This is a genomic window from Carnimonas nigrificans ATCC BAA-78, assembly GCF_000526695.1.
Classification (GTDB): Bacteria; Pseudomonadota; Gammaproteobacteria; order Pseudomonadales; family Halomonadaceae; genus Carnimonas; species Carnimonas nigrificans.
Genome location: NZ_JAGO01000016.1, coordinates 46,552 through 63,130 on the forward strand (window position 1 = coordinate 46,552; position 16,579 = coordinate 63,130).

Below are 16,579 nucleotides of genomic sequence, written 5' to 3' on the forward strand. Positions count from 1 at the left end.
CCTCTTTGCCAAAAATGTTACCGCCCGCACCGCAGGCACCCGCCCATTTTAGCGCCCCTCTCCTTCCAGAGCGATTGAAATAGGCCGCCCGCGCCCTGATAGTGTGACGCAATGTTTCTACTATTTCTTTCAAGGAGTGCGTAGCGCGATGAGCGATACCACCGCTATCTCTAACGCGAACGAAGTCGCTTTGCTGTCAGGTTTAAGCATTGTCGAAGTCGCCGGCAAGGATGCCGAGCGCTTTTTGCAGGGTCAGGTCAGTGCCAATCTTGCCCACGCCAATGGGCACTATGCTCCGCTGGGGGTATTTTGCACGCCGAAAGGCCGCGTTATCGCGAACGTGCAACTGATTCGGCCTGAGCCGGAGCGCTATTGGCTGCTGTGCGACGCCAGTATCGCGGAAACCCTCAAGGCCCACCTGACCAAGTACGGCGTGTTTTTCAAGGCCACCCTGAGCCTGCGCAACGATCTGTACATTGCAGGCGCCAGCGGTGATCAAAAAGCGTTGCAAACCACTCTGGGAATGACGGAGCTGCCTGAAATGGCGGGCGCCATGACAGCCGAGCAGCACCGCATTGCGCTGGCAGCATTAGGCACGCAGCGCTGGCTGATCATCAGTGAAACGCCGATTGAAACCGATGGCGCTCAGGCCCACTGGTGGTTTGAGGATATTCGCGCAGGCTTCGTGTGGATCGGTGCCAGCCAATCCGATGCCTGGCTTCCGCAAATGATCAACTGGGAGGCGCTGGGCGGTATCAGCTTCAAAAAGGGCTGTTATACCGGGCAGGAAGTGGTCGCACGCGCTCACTATCGTGGGCAGGTCAAGAAGCGTCTGGCGCGCTTCAGTGCCGCCAGCGATGCCATTGAGCGCGATGCCGCCGTGATGGATAACGCTCGGCAGCGCTCGGTAGGTAGCGTGGTCGCGGCTCAACACTATCAGGGCATTACCGAACTGCTGGCAGTGGTTTCGTTAAGCGAGGAGCCTCGTGAGCTGTACGTCGGAGATGTTCTGTTGAGCGAGCAACCGCTGCCCTATGCCATCGAGCGTCTCGACCCCGAAACCAGAGTGGCGGCGCTCGACGAACAGTAGCCTTCCCTGCATGTCTCGCCAGCCCTGTGGCGAGACTTCTTCCTACCAGTCACCAAACACACGCCGCACATTGGCAGTTGTGCATTCGCCCAGTTGCTCCAGCGTTATCTGGCGCAACGCGGCCACCTCTTTAGCTACGATACGCAGATTCGCGGGCACATTATATTCGGCGCGCCCGCGCAGGGAGGCGGGCAGCATATCGGGAGCGTCAGTTTCCAGCACGAAACCGTGTTCGGGCAGTGCCTTGACCACCCGCTTCAGCTTTTGGGCGCGCTCGAAGGTAACAGCACCGCCAATGCCTATTACGTAGCCTTGATCAATGAACCGCTGCGCCTGCACGGGGCTGCCGCTGAAGCCATGAATCAGCCCGCCCACCAGCCGAGGATGGGCGCGCAGCAGCTTGGCTACCTGATCGTTAAGCTGGACGCAGTGCACCACTATCGGCACCCCATACTGCTCGGCCAACCCTAGCTGGGCATCAAACAACCGCCACTGGGCATCGCTTTCAAAACGCTTGTCTACCCCACATTCCCCCACCGCAACCATGGGTGAAGGAGTCGAATCCAACAGCGCTTCCAACGCATCGAGATCGTGATCAGCCCCGATCAGGCGATGCTCGAACAATGGATGCAAGCCAAGGGCGATAGCGACGTTCGGAGCCTGATTCCTCAGCGTCACAAGCGGTTTCCAACTGGCCCTGTCAGTAGCCGCCGACACAAATGCCGAAACGCCCGCTGCCCGCGATTCGGCCAACACCGCGCTGGTATCGGCAAAGGCAGTAAGGTGGCAGTGTGCATCAATCAACATGTGCAGCTCCTAACGCGCCAGGCAAATGATCCATCAGGCTGCCAGCCTATCAGAACCTTTTACACACCCACCATTGGCAGGCGCAATGCACCACATGCCAGTGACGCTGCTCCCCATGATTGTCAGCGACAGGGCAACATCAGCGCTTCCTTCCACTTTTGCTTCATCCATATAAAAGCCGCAGAGAGATGAATCCCTGCGGCGTTGTTGGTTACTGCGCGCTTATCAGCGAGTGAGGTACTCGCCTGAATAGTAGCGGAAACTAGGCCGTGCCAAGCTCGGAAGTGCAGTGCGGGCAGCGAGTCGCTTTGATCGGCACATCGGTAAAGCAATAGCCGCACACCTTGGTGGTTGGTTCGGCAGCGGCGACTTCCGCAGCTTTCTCACGGTGCAGCTTGGCAATACCGCGCACCAGCAGGAAGCAGACAAATGCCACGATCACAAAGGAGATGACCGAGTTGATGAAAAGCCCCAGGTTAATGGTCACCGCGCCCGCCTGCTGAGCAGCTTCCAGGGTCGGGTAGGGGCCTGCTGTCGCGCCCTCTTTCAGGGTAATGAAGAGGTTGGTGAAGTCGATACCGCCGGTCAACAGCCCAATAAAGGGGGTCAGAATGTTCTTGACCAGATTATTGACGATGGCTGTGAAGGCGGCACCGATCACGATACCAATCGCCATGTCGATGACGTTGCCCTTGACCGCAAACTCGCGGAAATCTTTCAAAAAACCTTTCATGGCTGCTCCTCAAGGTGATGTGGAAGACACTCTTTCGTTTTAGTTGTTACCGGGGATTTTCACCCGTTTTTCTCATGCCGGGATGCCGTTCATTTGACCCGAAAACACTGGAAAAACGGTATGTCGCTGTGAACCCCGCTCCTTTCCCTATCCAGGAACGGGAAACACCGATACCTGAAGTTTACACACTATTTCCACGCATCTTAACCTTCAGCGAAGAAACAGCGCACTTCCCCTTGTGCAGCCAAAAACGTAGAGCGTCTTCACTTCAACCACAGTCACCCCACGGCAAACGCATTCGCTCGCCCCCTCTAATCGCGAGACGCATGCCGTGGCAAATAGCCTGTCAATGCTCTCGGGTAGCGCGGAAGTTAACGTCAGGCCAGCGCTCTTCCATCAATTGCAAATTGACGCGCGTAGGTGCCAGATACGTGAGGAAGCCCCCGCCGTCGATGGCAAGGTTCTCACTCGACTTACGCTTCAATTCGTCAAGCTTGCGGCTATCAGCCTGCAACCAGCGCGCCGTGTGCACATTGACCGGCTCGTAAATGCACTCCACCTTGTACTCATTGAGCAAGCGGTGAGCCACCACATCAAACTGCAACATGCCGACGGCACCGACAATCAGGTCGTTATTGTTGAGCGGCATGAACATCTGGGTAGCGCCCTCTTCGGAGAGCTGCTGTAGCCCCTTGTGCAGCGCCTTGGTCTTCAGCGGGTCCTTGAGACGCACGCGGCGGAACAGCTCCGGCGCAAAGTGAGGAATACCGGTGAAGCGCATATCCTCGCCATCGCTGAAGGTATCACCGATCTGAATGGTGCCGTGGTTGTGCAGACCAATAATGTCGCCCGGCCACGCTTCTTCCACATGGGAGCGGTCAGAAGCCATAAAGGTGAGCGCGTCGGCAATTTTCACATCCTTGCCGATACGCACATGGCGCATCTTCATATTGCGGGTGTAACGCCCGGAACAGACGCGCAGGAAGGCCACGCGGTCGCGGTGGCGCGGGTCCATATTGGCCTGAATCTTGAACACGAATCCGCTGAACTGCTCATCCTCTGCCCGCACTTCACGCGCATCGGTGTGATACACCTGCGGCGCCGGAGCATATTCGACAAAGCCGTTGAGCATTTCGCGAACGCCAAAATTGCCCATGGCCGTACCGAAAAACACAGGGGTCAGCTCGCCACGCCGATAGGCGTCCAGATCAAACTCGTTGGACGCACCGCGCACCAGCTCGATTTCATCGCGCAGCTCTTCTGCTGCATAGCTGCCCAACACATCATCCAGCTCACTGCTGGCAAGCCCTTCGATGAATTTTTCATCAGGAATACGATTGCCCTGCCCCTGGGTGTAGAGATAGACGCGATCTTCAAGCAGGTGATACACCCCCTTGAAAGCTTTGCCCATTCCCACCGGCCAGGTCACTGGCGCGCACTGGATCGACAGCACCGTCTCGATCTCATCCATCACTTCGATAGGATCACGGGTTTCACGATCCATCTTGTTGATGAAGGTAAGAATCGGCGTATCCCGCAGCCGGCACACTTCCATCAGCTTGATGGTGCGATCCTCAACACCCTTGGCGGCATCCACCACCATCAGCGCCGAATCGACCGCGGTCAGGGTGCGGTAGGTATCCTCCGAGAAATCCTCGTGCCCGGGAGTATCAAGCAGATTGACGATACGGTCGCGGTAGGGAAACTGCATGACCGAGGTGGTCACCGAGATGCCGCGCTCCTGCTCCATCTTCATCCAGTCAGAAGTGGCGTGGCGATCTTCCTTTTTGCTTTTGACCGCGCCCGCTACCTGAATGGCATTACCAAACAGCAGCAGTTTCTCGGTCAACGTGGTTTTACCGGCGTCAGGGTGTGAAATGATAGCGAACGTGCGACGTATGGAGGCTTCATGCGCCTGAGTTAAATCAGCCATTGATGATGTAGGTACCGTGCGTATGCCAAAAAATCGGAAATAGCCCATCGACATGAGTGCCGGGGCGAGGAATGGCGGAAATTGTACAGCAAGGATACGAGCCAGGCACGGTTCGCATTGAGGGCTTCCGGCCAAGGCTACTGATTTTCCCACATGCGTCCAGCCCTTCTCTATCAGCAAACATACCCGCGCCAATGCGCGACACTTTGCCGCGAAATAAAAGTACGTAACAAATTTACAAGAGCACTACCTTAGTCTAATATGACACCCATCATCACACATCACCCACGCGAGGCTGCCTATCATGAGATGCGCTCACGAAGTAATGCTCAAAGAAGATCAGCGTATGCGCGAACTTCGCGCGGCTGAAAAAGCTGCCAGAGAAGGTACTGCAACGGCCAAGGCCGCATAACACAAGCGTTCTTGCACAGCGCAGCCTTGTTACTACTACCTGGCAGTGCCACAGAATATTCAAAAGCCGATCTCATTGGAGGTCGGCTTTTTTTTGATGGTCTCTCCACCGCGATCATGGAAAGCGGGAACAGGGCATAGATAGACGACCGCTCAGGCAGTGTTGTTTTATTACAACACCGTGACCATTTATTCTTCACGCCACACATTGAACACCACGCCTTGATGCCATGAACACTGGCATTACCCCTTCTTGCATAGCCGCATGATGCAATAGTCTCTACACTGCTCCCTTCGCTCGCGCCCTTCCCCACGCTGCGTGACCAGTGTTAACCCCTTGTCAGTGTCGAGATCATCATGCCGCACATCTCTCCGCCCATTGCCCTTTCAACGCCCAATCAAAACCTGGTGCGCTTGACCATGATGCGCGGCATCACCTGGACAGGCTTTCTGCTGGTGATCACCTTCGGCATCAATGTGTTGCAGTTCCACCTTAATGTGCTGCTGGTGATTACTTGCATCATGGCGATGGGAATTATCAATCTGCTGACCTGGTGGCGTCTGGGCAGGCCCAGTGCGGTCAGCGATCAAGAGTATGAGCTGCACCTGCTGGTCGATATCGCGGGGTTGACGCTGCTGTTCGCCCTGACAGGAGGCGCGACCAATCCCGCTATCAGCTATTTGCTGGTGCCAGTGACCATTGCAGCCGCTACCCTGCGTTGGCGCAGCGCTCTTTTGATCGCGGCTGTAGCGATTCTCAGCTATCTGCTGCTGATGTTTTACTACGTGCCAGTGCCGGAGCTGTCCCGCCAGCTTCCCAATCTACCGTTCAATCTGCACGTTATCGGCATGGGCATTACCTTCCTGCTGAGCACCGCGCTGGTGATCTTCTTTATCTCCAAAATGGCACTGGCACTGCGCGTGCGTGATCGTACCCTCGCACGCACACGCGAAGCGGCACTCAGAAGCGAACAGATTCTGGCGGTGGCCAGTCAAGCGGCCGGCACGGCGCACGAGCTGGGAACGCCGCTCTCGACCATCTCGGTGATTGTCAGCGACATGCTGGAAGACGCCGAAGGGCAACCCCAGTTGCAGGAAGATATCCGCTTGATAAAGCAGCAGGTGGATACCTGCAAGGCGCATTTACGCACCCTTGCCGATAGCGCGCGACGGCAGGCAGGCAGTATGGAAGAGGCTGATGTCAGTGAGTGGTTCAAGCGCGTCATCAATCGCTGGACCGTAATGCGCCACGATATGGAGTTTCAGCTCGATATCGCCAAGGGGCGCGCCCCGCAGATCGAGGTGGATGCCACGCTTGAGCAGGCCATGATGAATCTGCTCAACAACGCTGCCGATGCCGATCCAAGCAATATCGAGATACAGCTTTACTGGGAAAATCAGGAAGTCATCTTTGATATTCGCGATCACGGGGCCGGCGTGCCGCTGGAGATCGCCGATCAGTTGGGGGATACCTTTATCTCTACCCATTCGAAAGGGATGGGCATCGGCCTCTTTCTCACCCACTCTACGCTGGATCGTTTCGGCGGCAGCGTCAGGCTTTATAATCACGAAGGCGGCGGTACCCTGACCGAGGTGAGACTGCCGGTGGCATACTCGGCCCTATAGCGGTGCCATCAAGCGTATACTCATTACTTCGCTCGGCGGCCATCGTGCGGTCAGCGCCTTTTTCTGACGCAGTAGGGCCGACGCGCAACAGACGTTGAACAGGTTCGAAGGATCACGGCAGTTCATCCACCGTTGAGCAGCTGCGTAACAAATGGCAACGCCACTATTACGATTAACTGCTTCTGGCTAACGCGAGGAGACGTTATCTTTCACACGTGAGTGAAACAGTCGAGCGACACACGACGCTAACCGAACGATTACTCTTCCACCGTATGAGTTTTCAGCAAGCACCGGCAGCACGCCGTGCACCTACACCGTAAACGGGCTGGCAATACAAGGATGACTGTAATGGCACCGGAAAACACCTTTCTGATCGTCGATGACGATGAACTGTTCTGTCGCGTACTGGAGCGCTCCATCAAGCGGCGTGGCTTTGAGGTTCAGGTCGCCCATACCGCCGACGACGCGCTTCTGTTAGCCAACCGGCATCCTCCTGCCTACGCCACGGTCGATCTCAAGCTGGAGCGCAGCTCAGGGCTTAAACTTCTGCCTGAACTGCTGCGCATCAGCCCCTACTGCAAGGCAGTGATTCTGACCGGTTACTCAAGCATTTCCACCGCTGTGGAAGCCATCAAGCTGGGCGCTGTCAATTACCTGTGCAAGCCAGTAGACGCGGAAGATGTACTGAATTCGCTGTTGCAGGTCGATCCTGACCCCGATACAGAAATCGCCAGCCACCCTCCTTCCGTCAACCGTCTGACCTGGGAGCATATTCAGCGCGTCCTGCAAGAGAACGACGGCAATATCTCGGCAGCAGCGCGCAGTCTGGGCATGCACCGCCGCACATTGCAGCGAAAATTGCAGAAACGGCCCGTCAAGCGTTAGAAAAACGTTTTCTCGCGTCGCGGCAGACAAGCGGCCACTGTGCCCGACACTCGGTGTAGCGCTGTCGAAGTGAGCGAGCACAATAACCAGCGTGGAAAACGCGACGATTGAGTGAGTGCCTGCGCGCTATCATGCCGTTACTGTGATATCTCCAGACACTGGCTACGACCGCCAGTGGCGAGATTCAGTAATGAAGGAAAACTCTGCTTATGCGACAATTGTTGGCTATCCTGAGGGCCATCAATGGGTCAAGGCAGGTTATTCGTGCATGGATGCAGGCAAGCCGGCCGGTGGGCAACCCAAATAATGCGCCGCCCAGCGTACAGGTGGCGATTTTGCTACTACACTCGCTTGATTAGTCTTCCACATTACCAACAGCACGATATTGCGTACTGCCCTCACTGCGCATACCACATCAAGGATCGACGTTACCGCATGAACTACGCTTCGCCTCGCTACCGTACTGCTTTGCCGGGTAATGCCTTGACTACTGCTACTCAGCGCCTCGTTCGCCCTCTGACAGCGGCGGTTGCATTAGTGACCCTGCTCACCCTGGGGGCCTGTGCAACGTCCGGCGGCGGTCAGGGGCCTGGTGGCTGGTACAGTGTTGAACGTGGCGACACCATGGGCACGATCGCGCGCCGCAATAACATTCCAGCGCTACGGCTTACGCGCATGAACCCCAGCGTTCACCCTGATCGTCTGGAAGTGGGACAGCGCATCAGATTGCCTGATAGCGAGGAGCGTACCCCGGGCAGCGGTGCCTATCGCTATCGCATTCGCCAGGGCGATACCCTTGCCGGCCTCAGCCAGCAATTCTCTTCATCGGTCTCTTCGATCCAGAGTGCCAACCGGGGCCTCAGTGCCAGTAATTTGAGCGTTGGCCGATTGATCTGGATTCCACAGCATGGGGTCAGCAGTGGCACCGGCGCCTCCGCCGCCCGTCAGCGTCAGATTGCGGCATCACGGGCAGCACCCGCTGCGCCTATTCCTGCCGCAGTGAAAAACTGGCAATGGCCGCTGACCAATGCCCGAGTGGTGCGCGAATTCGGTGTCAATGGCAGCGGTACGCTGGAGCCGATGCTGCTCAGTGCCACTTCTGACTATCGCGTCAAGGCTGCCGACACCGGCACCGTCAGATTTGCGGCCAGCATGCGTCAGCTCGGCAACGTGGTCATTATTCACCACGCCAATAACATGCAGAGTGTCTATGCGCAGTGCGATACCTTGCAGGTGTCGGTTGGCCAGAAGATACGCCAGGGCGCGCCGGTATGTTCCATCGGCAGCAGCGGCAGCTATTCGGGCCAGCTACTGTTCGATGTGCGTCACGCAGGCAAACCCGTCGACCCACGTAGAGTGCTGAAAAAGTAATGGCTGCTCATACTGGTACTGGACAGACACCCGGCCCAGCGGTGACAGATACCACGCCAGCGGCGGTGCTTGACGTGTGCTTTGTCAGCGAAACCTGGCACCCCGAAATCAATGGCGTTACCCATACGCTGTCGCAACTGGTCGAGCACCTTCATCGTCACGGCTATCCGCTGCAACTGGTGCGCCCGACCCCGGATGATGGCAGTCACGACGCACGCATGGAGCATGAGCTGCACGTTCGCGCCCTGCCGGTCTTCGATTACGATGGCGTGCACATGGGAGGAGTTATGCCCGGTACGCTGCGCGAGTTCTGGCGTGCGCACCGGCCTGATGTGCTTTACATCGCTACTGAAGGCCCGCTTGGCATGGTGGCAGTGCGTGCGGCACGGCAGCTTGGCATTCCGATGGTCAGCGGCTTCCATACCAATTTTGACTTCTATAGCCAGCATTACATTCTGCTGCGCATGGTACGGCCTTTTGTGCGCAGCTTTTTGCGCCGCTTTCATAACAAGACAGCCATTACCCTGGTGCCTACGCAGAGACAGGCAACGCGGATGCACGATAACGGCTTTCAACGTGTCGAAGTGATGGGGCGCGGCCTTGATCCAACGCGCTTTTCGCCTGAATTCCGTTCATCCTCGCTGCGCCAGGAGTGGCACGCCGGTGACGATGAGTGTGTTGCGCTACACGTAGGCCGTCTGGCGGTAGAGAAAAACGTTGAAGTACTGATTGGTACGCTGGAAGCGCTGAAAGCAGCTCACCCTCATCAGATTGCGGTGATCGTGGGCGATGGCCCGCTGCGTGCGGAGATGGAGAAACGCTTGCCGTGGGCGCACTTTGCCGGTTTCAAGCGTGACGAACAATTGGCGCGCTATTACGCGAGTGCCGACATGTTTCTCTTCCCGTCTCGTTCAGAGACCTACGGCAATGTCGTGATCGAAGCGATGGCAAGCGGTCTGGCAACCGTTGCCTTCCACTATGCCGCCGCCGGTGAACTGATCAGTGACGGTCACAATGGCGTAACGATCCCGCTCGACAATAACGCTGAGTTCATCGAAAGAGCGACACAGCTCGCCGCTGATCCGGAAGCAGTACGCTTGCAAGGGCAGCGTGCTCGCCAGAGAGTACTGGAACTCAGTTGGGAGAAAATTGGTGTATTATTTACGCACTACTTACATGAGGCTCAGGAGGTGAAGGATGCGTGAAAAGATGTATCCCTTGTTCAAGCGCCTTGACATGCTTGAGTGGCGAGCCTGTAACCGCATAGCCCGCCTCGGCGCATACAAACCCTTGCTGTGGATTCTGCGCAAGGCCAGTTGGTTGGGTGACTATCCGGCCTGGATTGCGCTGTGTGTCACTCTGCCCATGATTTATGGCACCCGCTATTGGGCTTTGGCGGTTGGCTGGGGGCTGTGCGCCGCCTTCGGCGGGCTTGTATACCGCTTCCTGAAAAACCTGCTGGCGCGCGAACGCCCGTATATTTCATACAACGTCATCCCCTGCACCATGCCGCCGCTTGATCGCTACAGCTTTCCCAGCGGCCATACGCTGCATGCGGTGATGTTCCTGACCCTGACACATAACTACGTGCCGCATCTGCTGCCGATTGTGGCTCCCTTCGCCGTTATCGTCATGGCATCACGGGTAGTGCTTGGCTTGCACTATCTCACTGACGTGGCTGCCGGTGCTCTACTGGGCTTCGCTATCGCCCATCTTGGCATCTATGCCATTGATTCGGCATTTGTCGGCTGGTTCTGATCTGCCAGCCTGATGAACACACCGCAGCAGGATGCCTGCGCTCTTACCACGCAAACGGCCTTGGCTCCCTGGCCGTTGTGGTTTCTCCCTCAATGGCTACCCGCCACAGACGCCGACCAACTGCTGGCGCAATTCGACCGTGAGCTGCCATGGCAGCAGCCCTCCATCACCCTTTACGGCAAACAGCATCCGATACCTCGCCATCAGGTGTGGGTAGGTGATGCTGGCAGCGCTTATCGCTACTCCGGCACCCACTTTGAGCCTGAACCCTGGACGCCCCAGCTATTGGCGCTTCGTCAACGGCTGGAGGCAATTCAGCAGGAAGTCGCCCAGCGCCAGGGCTGGCACACATTGCCAGCGCTGAATAGCGTGCTGCTGAACCGCTATCAGGACGGCAAGCACAAGATGGGATTTCATCGCGACAATGAACCTGAACTCGGCCCGAACCCTGTGATCTGGTCGCTTAGTCTGGGAGAAGCGCGCGATATGCGCTTCAAGCCCGTCAAAGGCGTAGCAGGAGAAGCCTTCAACGTGCGCCTGACCCATGGCAGCCTGCTGCTGATGGGGCCAGATTCACAACGATTGCTGCAACACGGCATTCCCGCTCGTAGTCGGGGCGGCCTGCGTATTAGCCTGACCTTCAGATCCATCGTCAGCACCTAAAAAAACGCCCATTCGCTGAAGCAATTCCCTCTGCTGAACCTTGCCCACATCACACTACGCACGTTTGCTTGATAAGCGGTCATTCCATTTACTTATATGCACTTATCTCACCCGCCCTTGGCAGCAGACGGCTCCAGCGCCCGCTATCAAGAGCAGGCTCAGGCGCTGATAACCGCCTAACCGCGATAATAATGGGTAGTCACAAAGGGCATCTGGCTGACCTGTACCGGCAAGCGCTTGCCGCGCACCTCTGCGAAGAGCTGGGTGCCCAGCGCTGCCTCACCGGGGTCAACGTAGGCCATCATGATCGGCTTGCCTACCGACGGCCCGAAGGTGCCCGAAGTGACCTTGCCCACTTCATGATGATCGGCGCTGAACAACACCGTTCCCTCACGCACGGGAGCACGACCTTCCGCTATCAGCCCTACCCGACGACGCGCGTCGTCACGCTCAATCAGCCGCGACACGATCACATTAGCCCCCGGAAAGCCCGCTTCACGCTCGCCGCCCTGACGTCGCGCCTTGCCAATGGCCCAGATCAGGTCAGCCGCAACAGGATCAGTGGTCTGAGTAATATCGTTGCCATAAAGACACAGACCCGCTTCAAGGCGCAGTGAATCGCGCGCTCCCAACCCGATGGGCTCCACCTCTGGATGTTCCAGCAGCAGACGGGCAAAACGCTCGGCGTACTCATTAGGCAGCGATAGCTCGAATCCATCCTCACCGGTATAGCCCGAACGGCTCACCCAGATGTCATGGCCTTCATGCTGATAACGGCCGTGCTGCATGAACAGCAGTTGGGTGGCTTCAGGCAGCACTTTCAGCATCACCGCATGGGCAGCCGGGCCTTGTAACGCCAGCAGCGCACGGTCATCGCGCAGGGTGACCTCGACATCACCACCCAGACCGGTGCGCAGCAGCGCCAGATCCTGCTCCTTGCAGGCGGCATTGACCACCAGATAGAGATGATCCCCCGCGTTAACGGTCATGAAGTCGTCGTAGATACCGCCTTCTTCCGTGGTAAAGAACGCATAGCGCTGGTGCCCTTCTGCCAGCCCCACAAAATTTGCCGGTGCCAGCGTTTCAAGACGCTCAGCCGCCTGCTCACCGCGCACCTCCACCTGCCCCATATGCGACACATCAAAAAGGCCACACTGGGCGCGGGTATGAAGATGCTCGCCCTTTACGCCCATGGGGTACTGCACCGGCATATCATATCCGGCAAAAGGCACGAATTTCGCCCCCAGCTCGCGATGGAGGTCGTACAAGGCGGTACGCTTCAAACTACACATAGCCACTCCTATTGTGGTAGCAAGAGGTTTTCAGGGGCGGGAAAAACGCCACCCCAAGCGCAGATCTCAACAACTACTGAAACGAGCGCTCCAGCGAGAGGCCGACGATTATTCTCTATACGGAAAACTCGATACGGCAAGGCGCTAGCGCGAATCACCCTGCCATGGAAACTAGCATATCCGGAGAGCCAGCGCCGTTAAACGTTGCTTGAGCACCCAGGTAACTCGCCTGTCAGCCTCGCCGTTCAGCATAATGGCACCTTCTTGACACCTTCTTGCCCCCCCTTTATACACCACCGCTTCCCACACAATGGCGTGCAACAAAGGCTTTACAGGAACAGTGCAACGCGACATGCTGACAGGCATTGATGTGTGTTCAGCGCTCTTTCTCATAAGCAAAACAATAGCGAAATGACGTTGGCCCAACGAGTGTACCAGCTCGCCGTAATCTGCGTGTTATTCAGTCATGCCAGCACCAGCGGGCGCTTTCCCGCCCCCCGTTGCTCAGGCATAATCGAACCCCATCCACTATTACTTACACCTTCAGTACTGGACTTCCATAATGAGCGAAATCCCGCAGCAGCTCCGTTACTCTGACAGCCATGAATGGATACTTGATCACGGTGATGGCACCGTGACGATTGGTATTACCGACCACGCGCAGCAGGCGCTCGGCGATGTTGTCTTCGTTGAGCTGCCGGAAGTGGGCGCTACGCTGAGCATAGGTGAGGAATTTGGCGTTGTGGAATCGGTAAAGGCCGCCTCCGATTTGTATGCACCGCTGAGCGGAGAGGTGCTGGAAGTCAACGATACGCTTGAAGATCAGCCCGAACAGCTCAACGACAGCCCTTATGGGGATGCCTGGCTGCTCAAGCTGAAAGTGGAAGATACCAATGCCATTGGCGAACTGCTCGATGCAACCGCTTACGCTGAGCTGATCGAGAACGAATAAGCGCTATAGCTGCCGTGGCGCTATACCTTGATGGCGGCATTTGCGAATGCCGCGCCCTTCCTTATTCGGGTCCGCTGCCTTGTCGCTGAGCGGCGCAGGTGGCGGTTTTCACCCTAGCAGGTAATGAACGCCCATGCCCCTCGATACTCGCGCACTGTCCGAGCTTGCCGCTCAGGACGATTTCATTTGCCGTCACAACGGCCCCGGCTCCTCTGACAACGCCCTCATGCTCAACGCTATTGGCGAGCCATCCATTGACGCGCTACTGGATCACACCATTCCCGCAGATATCAGGCTACAGCGCCCGCTGGCACTGAACGGGCCGTGCAGCGAGCGTGACACGCTACGTTATTTGAAAGAGATGGCTGGCCGTAATCAGGTCTTCAAGAGCTACATTGGCATGGGCTATTACGGCACGGTGCTGCCGCCGGTGATCGCGCGCAATGTGCTGGAAAACCCTGGCTGGTACACCGCCTACACCCCCTATCAGCCTGAAATCAGCCAGGGGCGGCTGGAAGCACTGCTCAACTTCCAGCAAATGATCCTCGACTTCACCGGTATGCCGCTGGCAAATGCCTCACTGCTCGATGAAGCCACTGCTGCCGCCGAAGCGATGGCGCTATGCGCGCGAGGCAATAAAAAAGCCAAAAAATGTACCGCCTTCTTCGCTGCCGACAACCTGCTCCCCCAAACCCTGGACGTACTGCGCACCCGCGCTACCTATCTGGGCTTCACGCTGATTATCGACAGCCCGGATCAATTGAACCGCTACGACGTTTTTGGTGCGCTATTCTCCTACCCCAGTGAAAGCGGTGAAGTGAGCGCACAGGGTGAACTGATCGAAGCAGCGCATCACCAAAACGCCATGGCGTGCATAGCGGCTGATCTATTGAGCCTGGCGCTGCTGGAAGCCCCCGGCCAGCGCGGTGCCGACGTGGTATTGGGATCGGCTCAGCGTTTTGGTGTCCCGATGGGCTTTGGTGGCCCTCATGCCGCCTTTTTAGCGGTCAGCGACTCACTCAAGCGCGCCATGCCCGGGCGCGTGATCGGCGTTTCCCGCGATAGTCACGGTCAACCGGCGCTGCGCATGGCAATGCAAACCCGCGAGCAGCATATTCGTCGCGAAAAGGCGACCTCCAATATCTGTACCGCTCAGGCGCTGCTCGCCAATATCGCGGGTTTCTATGCCGTTTATCATGGCGCTGAAGGCATTGCGAATATCGCCAATCGGGTATATCGCCTGGCGCATATCCTCGGTCACGGCGTTAGCTCTCACGGTATACAGTTGCGCCACGCCCACTATGTGGACACGCTAACGCTGGATGGGCTTGATCTTGAGGCAATCAGACAGCGCGCCGAAGAGGCCCGCATCAACTTGCGCTACCGTACCGATGGCGGCATCGGCATAAGCATTGATGAGACCACCTCGGCCCAGGATATTCAGCAGCTATTTGACGTGCTGCTTGGCGAAGGTCACGGGCTGGACATTACCACCCTCGATCAGCAGCTGCGCGATCTCGTTGCGCTGCCCGCCAGCGAGCTACGCAATACCCCCTACCTGACTCATCAGGTCTTCCAGCGCTACCGTTCTGAAACCGAGATGCTGCGCTACCTGAAACGGCTGGAGAACAAGGATCTATCGCTGGCACACGCCATGATTCCGCTGAGTTCCTGCACCATGAAGCTCAACGCCACCAGCGAGATGCTCCCGATCAGCTGGCCGGAATTTGCGCATATTCACCCCTTTGCCCCCGCCGCTCAGGTGGAAGGCTACGGCCAACTGATCGACGAGCTGTCCACGGCGCTGCTCGATATTACCGGCTACGATGCGCTGTCGATGCAGCCAAATTCAGGGGCACAGGGTGAATATGCCGGGCTGATCGCCATTCGGCGCTACCAGCAGGCGCAGGGCGAAGGCCAGCGCGATATCTGCCTGATTCCCAGCTCCGCGCACGGCACCAACCCCGCCTCGGCCGCGATGGCACAGCTCAAGGTGGTAGTGGTGGAGTGCGACGCTCAGGGCAATATTGATCTTGATGATTTGCGCACCAAGGCAGAGCAGCACCAGCAGCATCTTTCAGCGGTCATGATTACCTACCCTTCCACCCATGGGGTGTTTGAAGCCCATGTGCGCGAAGCCTGCGATATCGTGCATCGTTGCGGCGGCCAGGTTTATATTGATGGTGCCAATATGAATGCGCAGGTGGGCCTCTGCCGCCCGGGGGATTATGGCGGTGATGTCTCGCACCTTAACCTGCACAAAACCTTCTGTATTCCTCACGGCGGCGGCGGCCCCGGCATGGGGCCTATTGGCGTCAAGGCGCATCTGGCCCCGTGGCTGCCCAATCATGCGGTCACGCCGCTCACCGGTATCGACGCCAGCAGCCATGCGGTATCGGCTGCCGCTTTCGGCAGCGCCTCGATTCTGCCGATCAGTTGGGCCTACATCACCATGATGGGCGGCGAAGGGCTACGCAAGGCCACCGAGCAGGCGCTTATCAACGCCAACTACATCGCTGCGCGGCTCAAGGATCACTACCCCGTGCTCTATCGCGGTAGCGGCGGCCATGTCGGTCACGAATGCATTATCGACATCCGCCCGCTCAAGGCGACCAGCGGTATCTCCGAGGAGGATATCGCCAAGCGCTTGATGGACTACGGCTTCCATGCCCCCACCATGTCGTTTCCGGTAGCGGGCACGCTGATGATCGAGCCGACGGAATCGGAAGCATTGATCGAGCTTGACCGCTTCTGTGACGCGATGCTGGCGATTCATGCGGAAATCAAGCGCGTTGAAGACGGCGAATGGCCCGCCGACGATAACCCTCTGGTCAATGCGCCCCATACCCAGCGTGACCTGGCCGGCGAGTGGCATCCCCCCTACTCGCGCGACACCGCCTGCTTCCCCACCGAAGCGACCCGCAACGCCAAGTTCTGGCCATCGGTCAACCGCGTTGATAACGTTTTTGGTGATCGCAACTTAATCTGTAGCTGCGCGCCCACCGAGGCATACCGCGACGCCTGAGCAAACGCGCCAGCGCCACGTTACAAAGCCCGC

13 protein-coding genes are annotated in these 16,579 nt (G+C 57.6%); 9 read left to right on the plus strand and 4 right to left on the minus strand.

What is annotated here, in order from left to right:
• The first annotated feature begins 148 nt into the window (after nt 1-148).
• Nucleotides 149-1,090 carry a CAF17-like 4Fe-4S cluster assembly/insertion protein YgfZ gene (gene ygfZ, locus L881_RS0111060; protein ID WP_025733761.1) on the plus strand — a complete coding sequence of 314 codons (942 nt, stop codon included), beginning with the start codon at nt 149-151 and terminating at the stop codon, nt 1,088-1,090.
• A gap of 42 nt (nt 1,091-1,132) precedes the next feature.
• On the opposite strand, the gene L881_RS0111065 is transcribed toward ygfZ, so the two are convergent.
• The 3 genes from L881_RS0111065 to L881_RS0111080 all read right to left on the minus strand — a co-directional run bounded on the left by L881_RS0111065 (nt 1,133) and on the right by L881_RS0111080 (nt 4,563).
• Nucleotides 1,133-1,897: a TatD family hydrolase gene (locus L881_RS0111065; RefSeq protein WP_025733762.1), complete on the minus strand. Its 765-nt coding sequence runs from the start codon at nt 1,895-1,897 to the stop codon at nt 1,133-1,135.
• Between the two features lie 262 nt (nt 1,898-2,159).
• A complete protein-coding gene (mscL, locus tag L881_RS0111075) occupies nt 2,160-2,630 on the minus strand; it encodes a large conductance mechanosensitive channel protein MscL (protein ID WP_025733763.1) in 471 nt (156 codons plus the stop codon).
• 346 nt (nt 2,631-2,976) lie between these two features.
• A complete protein-coding gene (locus L881_RS0111080; protein WP_025733764.1) occupies nt 2,977-4,563 on the minus strand; it encodes a peptide chain release factor 3 in 1,587 nt (528 codons plus the stop codon).
• Between the two features lie 768 nt (nt 4,564-5,331).
• Between L881_RS0111080 and L881_RS0111090 the strand changes: the two genes are divergently transcribed.
• The 6 genes from L881_RS0111090 to L881_RS0111115 all read left to right on the plus strand — a co-directional run bounded on the left by L881_RS0111090 (nt 5,332) and on the right by L881_RS0111115 (nt 11,277).
• A complete protein-coding gene (locus L881_RS0111090) occupies nt 5,332-6,600 on the plus strand; it encodes an ATP-binding protein (RefSeq protein WP_025733765.1) in 1,269 nt (422 codons plus the stop codon).
• Nucleotides 6,601-6,948: 348 nt separating this feature from the next.
• The gene (locus L881_RS0111095; RefSeq protein WP_025733766.1) at nt 6,949-7,485 is read left to right on the plus strand and encodes a response regulator transcription factor; all 537 of its coding nucleotides are present in this window, start codon (nt 6,949-6,951) and stop codon (nt 7,483-7,485) included.
• A 435-nt stretch (nt 7,486-7,920) separates the two neighbouring features.
• Nucleotides 7,921-8,856, plus strand: a complete 936-nt coding sequence (locus L881_RS13265; protein WP_025733767.1) for a M23 family metallopeptidase — start codon at nt 7,921-7,923, stop codon at nt 8,854-8,856.
• Nucleotides 8,856-10,061, plus strand: a complete 1,206-nt coding sequence (locus L881_RS0111105; RefSeq protein WP_025733768.1) for a glycosyltransferase family 4 protein — start codon at nt 8,856-8,858, stop codon at nt 10,059-10,061. Before L881_RS13265 ends, L881_RS0111105 begins: the two co-directional genes overlap by 1 nt.
• Nucleotides 10,054-10,614, plus strand: a complete 561-nt coding sequence (locus L881_RS0111110; protein ID WP_025733769.1) for a phosphatase PAP2 family protein — start codon at nt 10,054-10,056, stop codon at nt 10,612-10,614. The genes L881_RS0111105 and L881_RS0111110 overlap by 8 nt, the downstream gene beginning before the upstream one ends.
• Nucleotides 10,615-10,626: 12 nt before the next feature.
• The gene (locus L881_RS0111115) at nt 10,627-11,277 is read left to right on the plus strand and encodes an alpha-ketoglutarate-dependent dioxygenase AlkB family protein (RefSeq protein WP_025733770.1); all 651 of its coding nucleotides are present in this window, start codon (nt 10,627-10,629) and stop codon (nt 11,275-11,277) included.
• Between the two features lie 176 nt (nt 11,278-11,453).
• Here L881_RS0111115 and gcvT read toward each other — a convergent pair whose 3' ends face one another.
• Entirely contained in the window at nt 11,454-12,569 is a 1,116-nt protein-coding gene (gcvT, locus tag L881_RS0111120) for a glycine cleavage system aminomethyltransferase GcvT (RefSeq protein ID WP_025733771.1), read from the minus strand.
• Between the two features lie 562 nt (nt 12,570-13,131).
• Here gcvT and gcvH point away from each other — a divergent pair.
• Both gcvH and gcvP read left to right on the plus strand, forming a co-directional pair.
• Complete coding sequence (gene gcvH / locus L881_RS0111125) at nt 13,132-13,521, plus strand: glycine cleavage system protein GcvH (protein ID WP_025733772.1); 390 nt, start codon at nt 13,132-13,134, stop codon at nt 13,519-13,521.
• A 133-nt stretch (nt 13,522-13,654) separates the two neighbouring features.
• Nucleotides 13,655-16,546 carry an aminomethyl-transferring glycine dehydrogenase gene (gene gcvP, locus L881_RS0111130; RefSeq protein ID WP_025733773.1) on the plus strand — a complete coding sequence of 964 codons (2,892 nt, stop codon included), beginning with the start codon at nt 13,655-13,657 and terminating at the stop codon, nt 16,544-16,546.
• Nucleotides 16,547-16,579: the final 33 nt, after the last annotated feature.

What these genes read in the sequence shown, in the direction of transcription:
- ygfZ (WP_025733761.1), top strand. Translation starts at nt 149, where the DNA reads ATGAGCGATACCACCGCTATCTCTAACGCGAACGAAGTCGCTTTGCTG.
- L881_RS0111065 (WP_025733762.1), bottom strand. Translation starts at nt 1,897, where the DNA reads ATGTTGATTGATGCACACTGCCACCTTACTGCCTTTGCCGATACCAGC.
- mscL (WP_025733763.1), bottom strand. Translation starts at nt 2,630, where the DNA reads ATGAAAGGTTTTTTGAAAGATTTCCGCGAGTTTGCGGTCAAGGGCAAC.
- L881_RS0111080 (WP_025733764.1), bottom strand. Translation starts at nt 4,563, where the DNA reads ATGGCTGATTTAACTCAGGCGCATGAAGCCTCCATACGTCGCACGTTC.
- L881_RS0111090 (WP_025733765.1), top strand. Translation starts at nt 5,332, where the DNA reads ATGCCGCACATCTCTCCGCCCATTGCCCTTTCAACGCCCAATCAAAAC.
- L881_RS0111095 (WP_025733766.1), top strand. Translation starts at nt 6,949, where the DNA reads ATGGCACCGGAAAACACCTTTCTGATCGTCGATGACGATGAACTGTTC.
- L881_RS13265 (WP_025733767.1), top strand. Translation starts at nt 7,921, where the DNA reads ATGAACTACGCTTCGCCTCGCTACCGTACTGCTTTGCCGGGTAATGCC.
- L881_RS0111105 (WP_025733768.1), top strand. Translation starts at nt 8,856, where the DNA reads ATGGCTGCTCATACTGGTACTGGACAGACACCCGGCCCAGCGGTGACA.
- L881_RS0111110 (WP_025733769.1), top strand. Translation starts at nt 10,054, where the DNA reads ATGCGTGAAAAGATGTATCCCTTGTTCAAGCGCCTTGACATGCTTGAG.
- L881_RS0111115 (WP_025733770.1), top strand. Translation starts at nt 10,627, where the DNA reads ATGAACACACCGCAGCAGGATGCCTGCGCTCTTACCACGCAAACGGCC.
- gcvT (WP_025733771.1), bottom strand. Translation starts at nt 12,569, where the DNA reads ATGTGTAGTTTGAAGCGTACCGCCTTGTACGACCTCCATCGCGAGCTG.
- gcvH (WP_025733772.1), top strand. Translation starts at nt 13,132, where the DNA reads ATGAGCGAAATCCCGCAGCAGCTCCGTTACTCTGACAGCCATGAATGG.
- gcvP (WP_025733773.1), top strand. Translation starts at nt 13,655, where the DNA reads ATGCCCCTCGATACTCGCGCACTGTCCGAGCTTGCCGCTCAGGACGAT.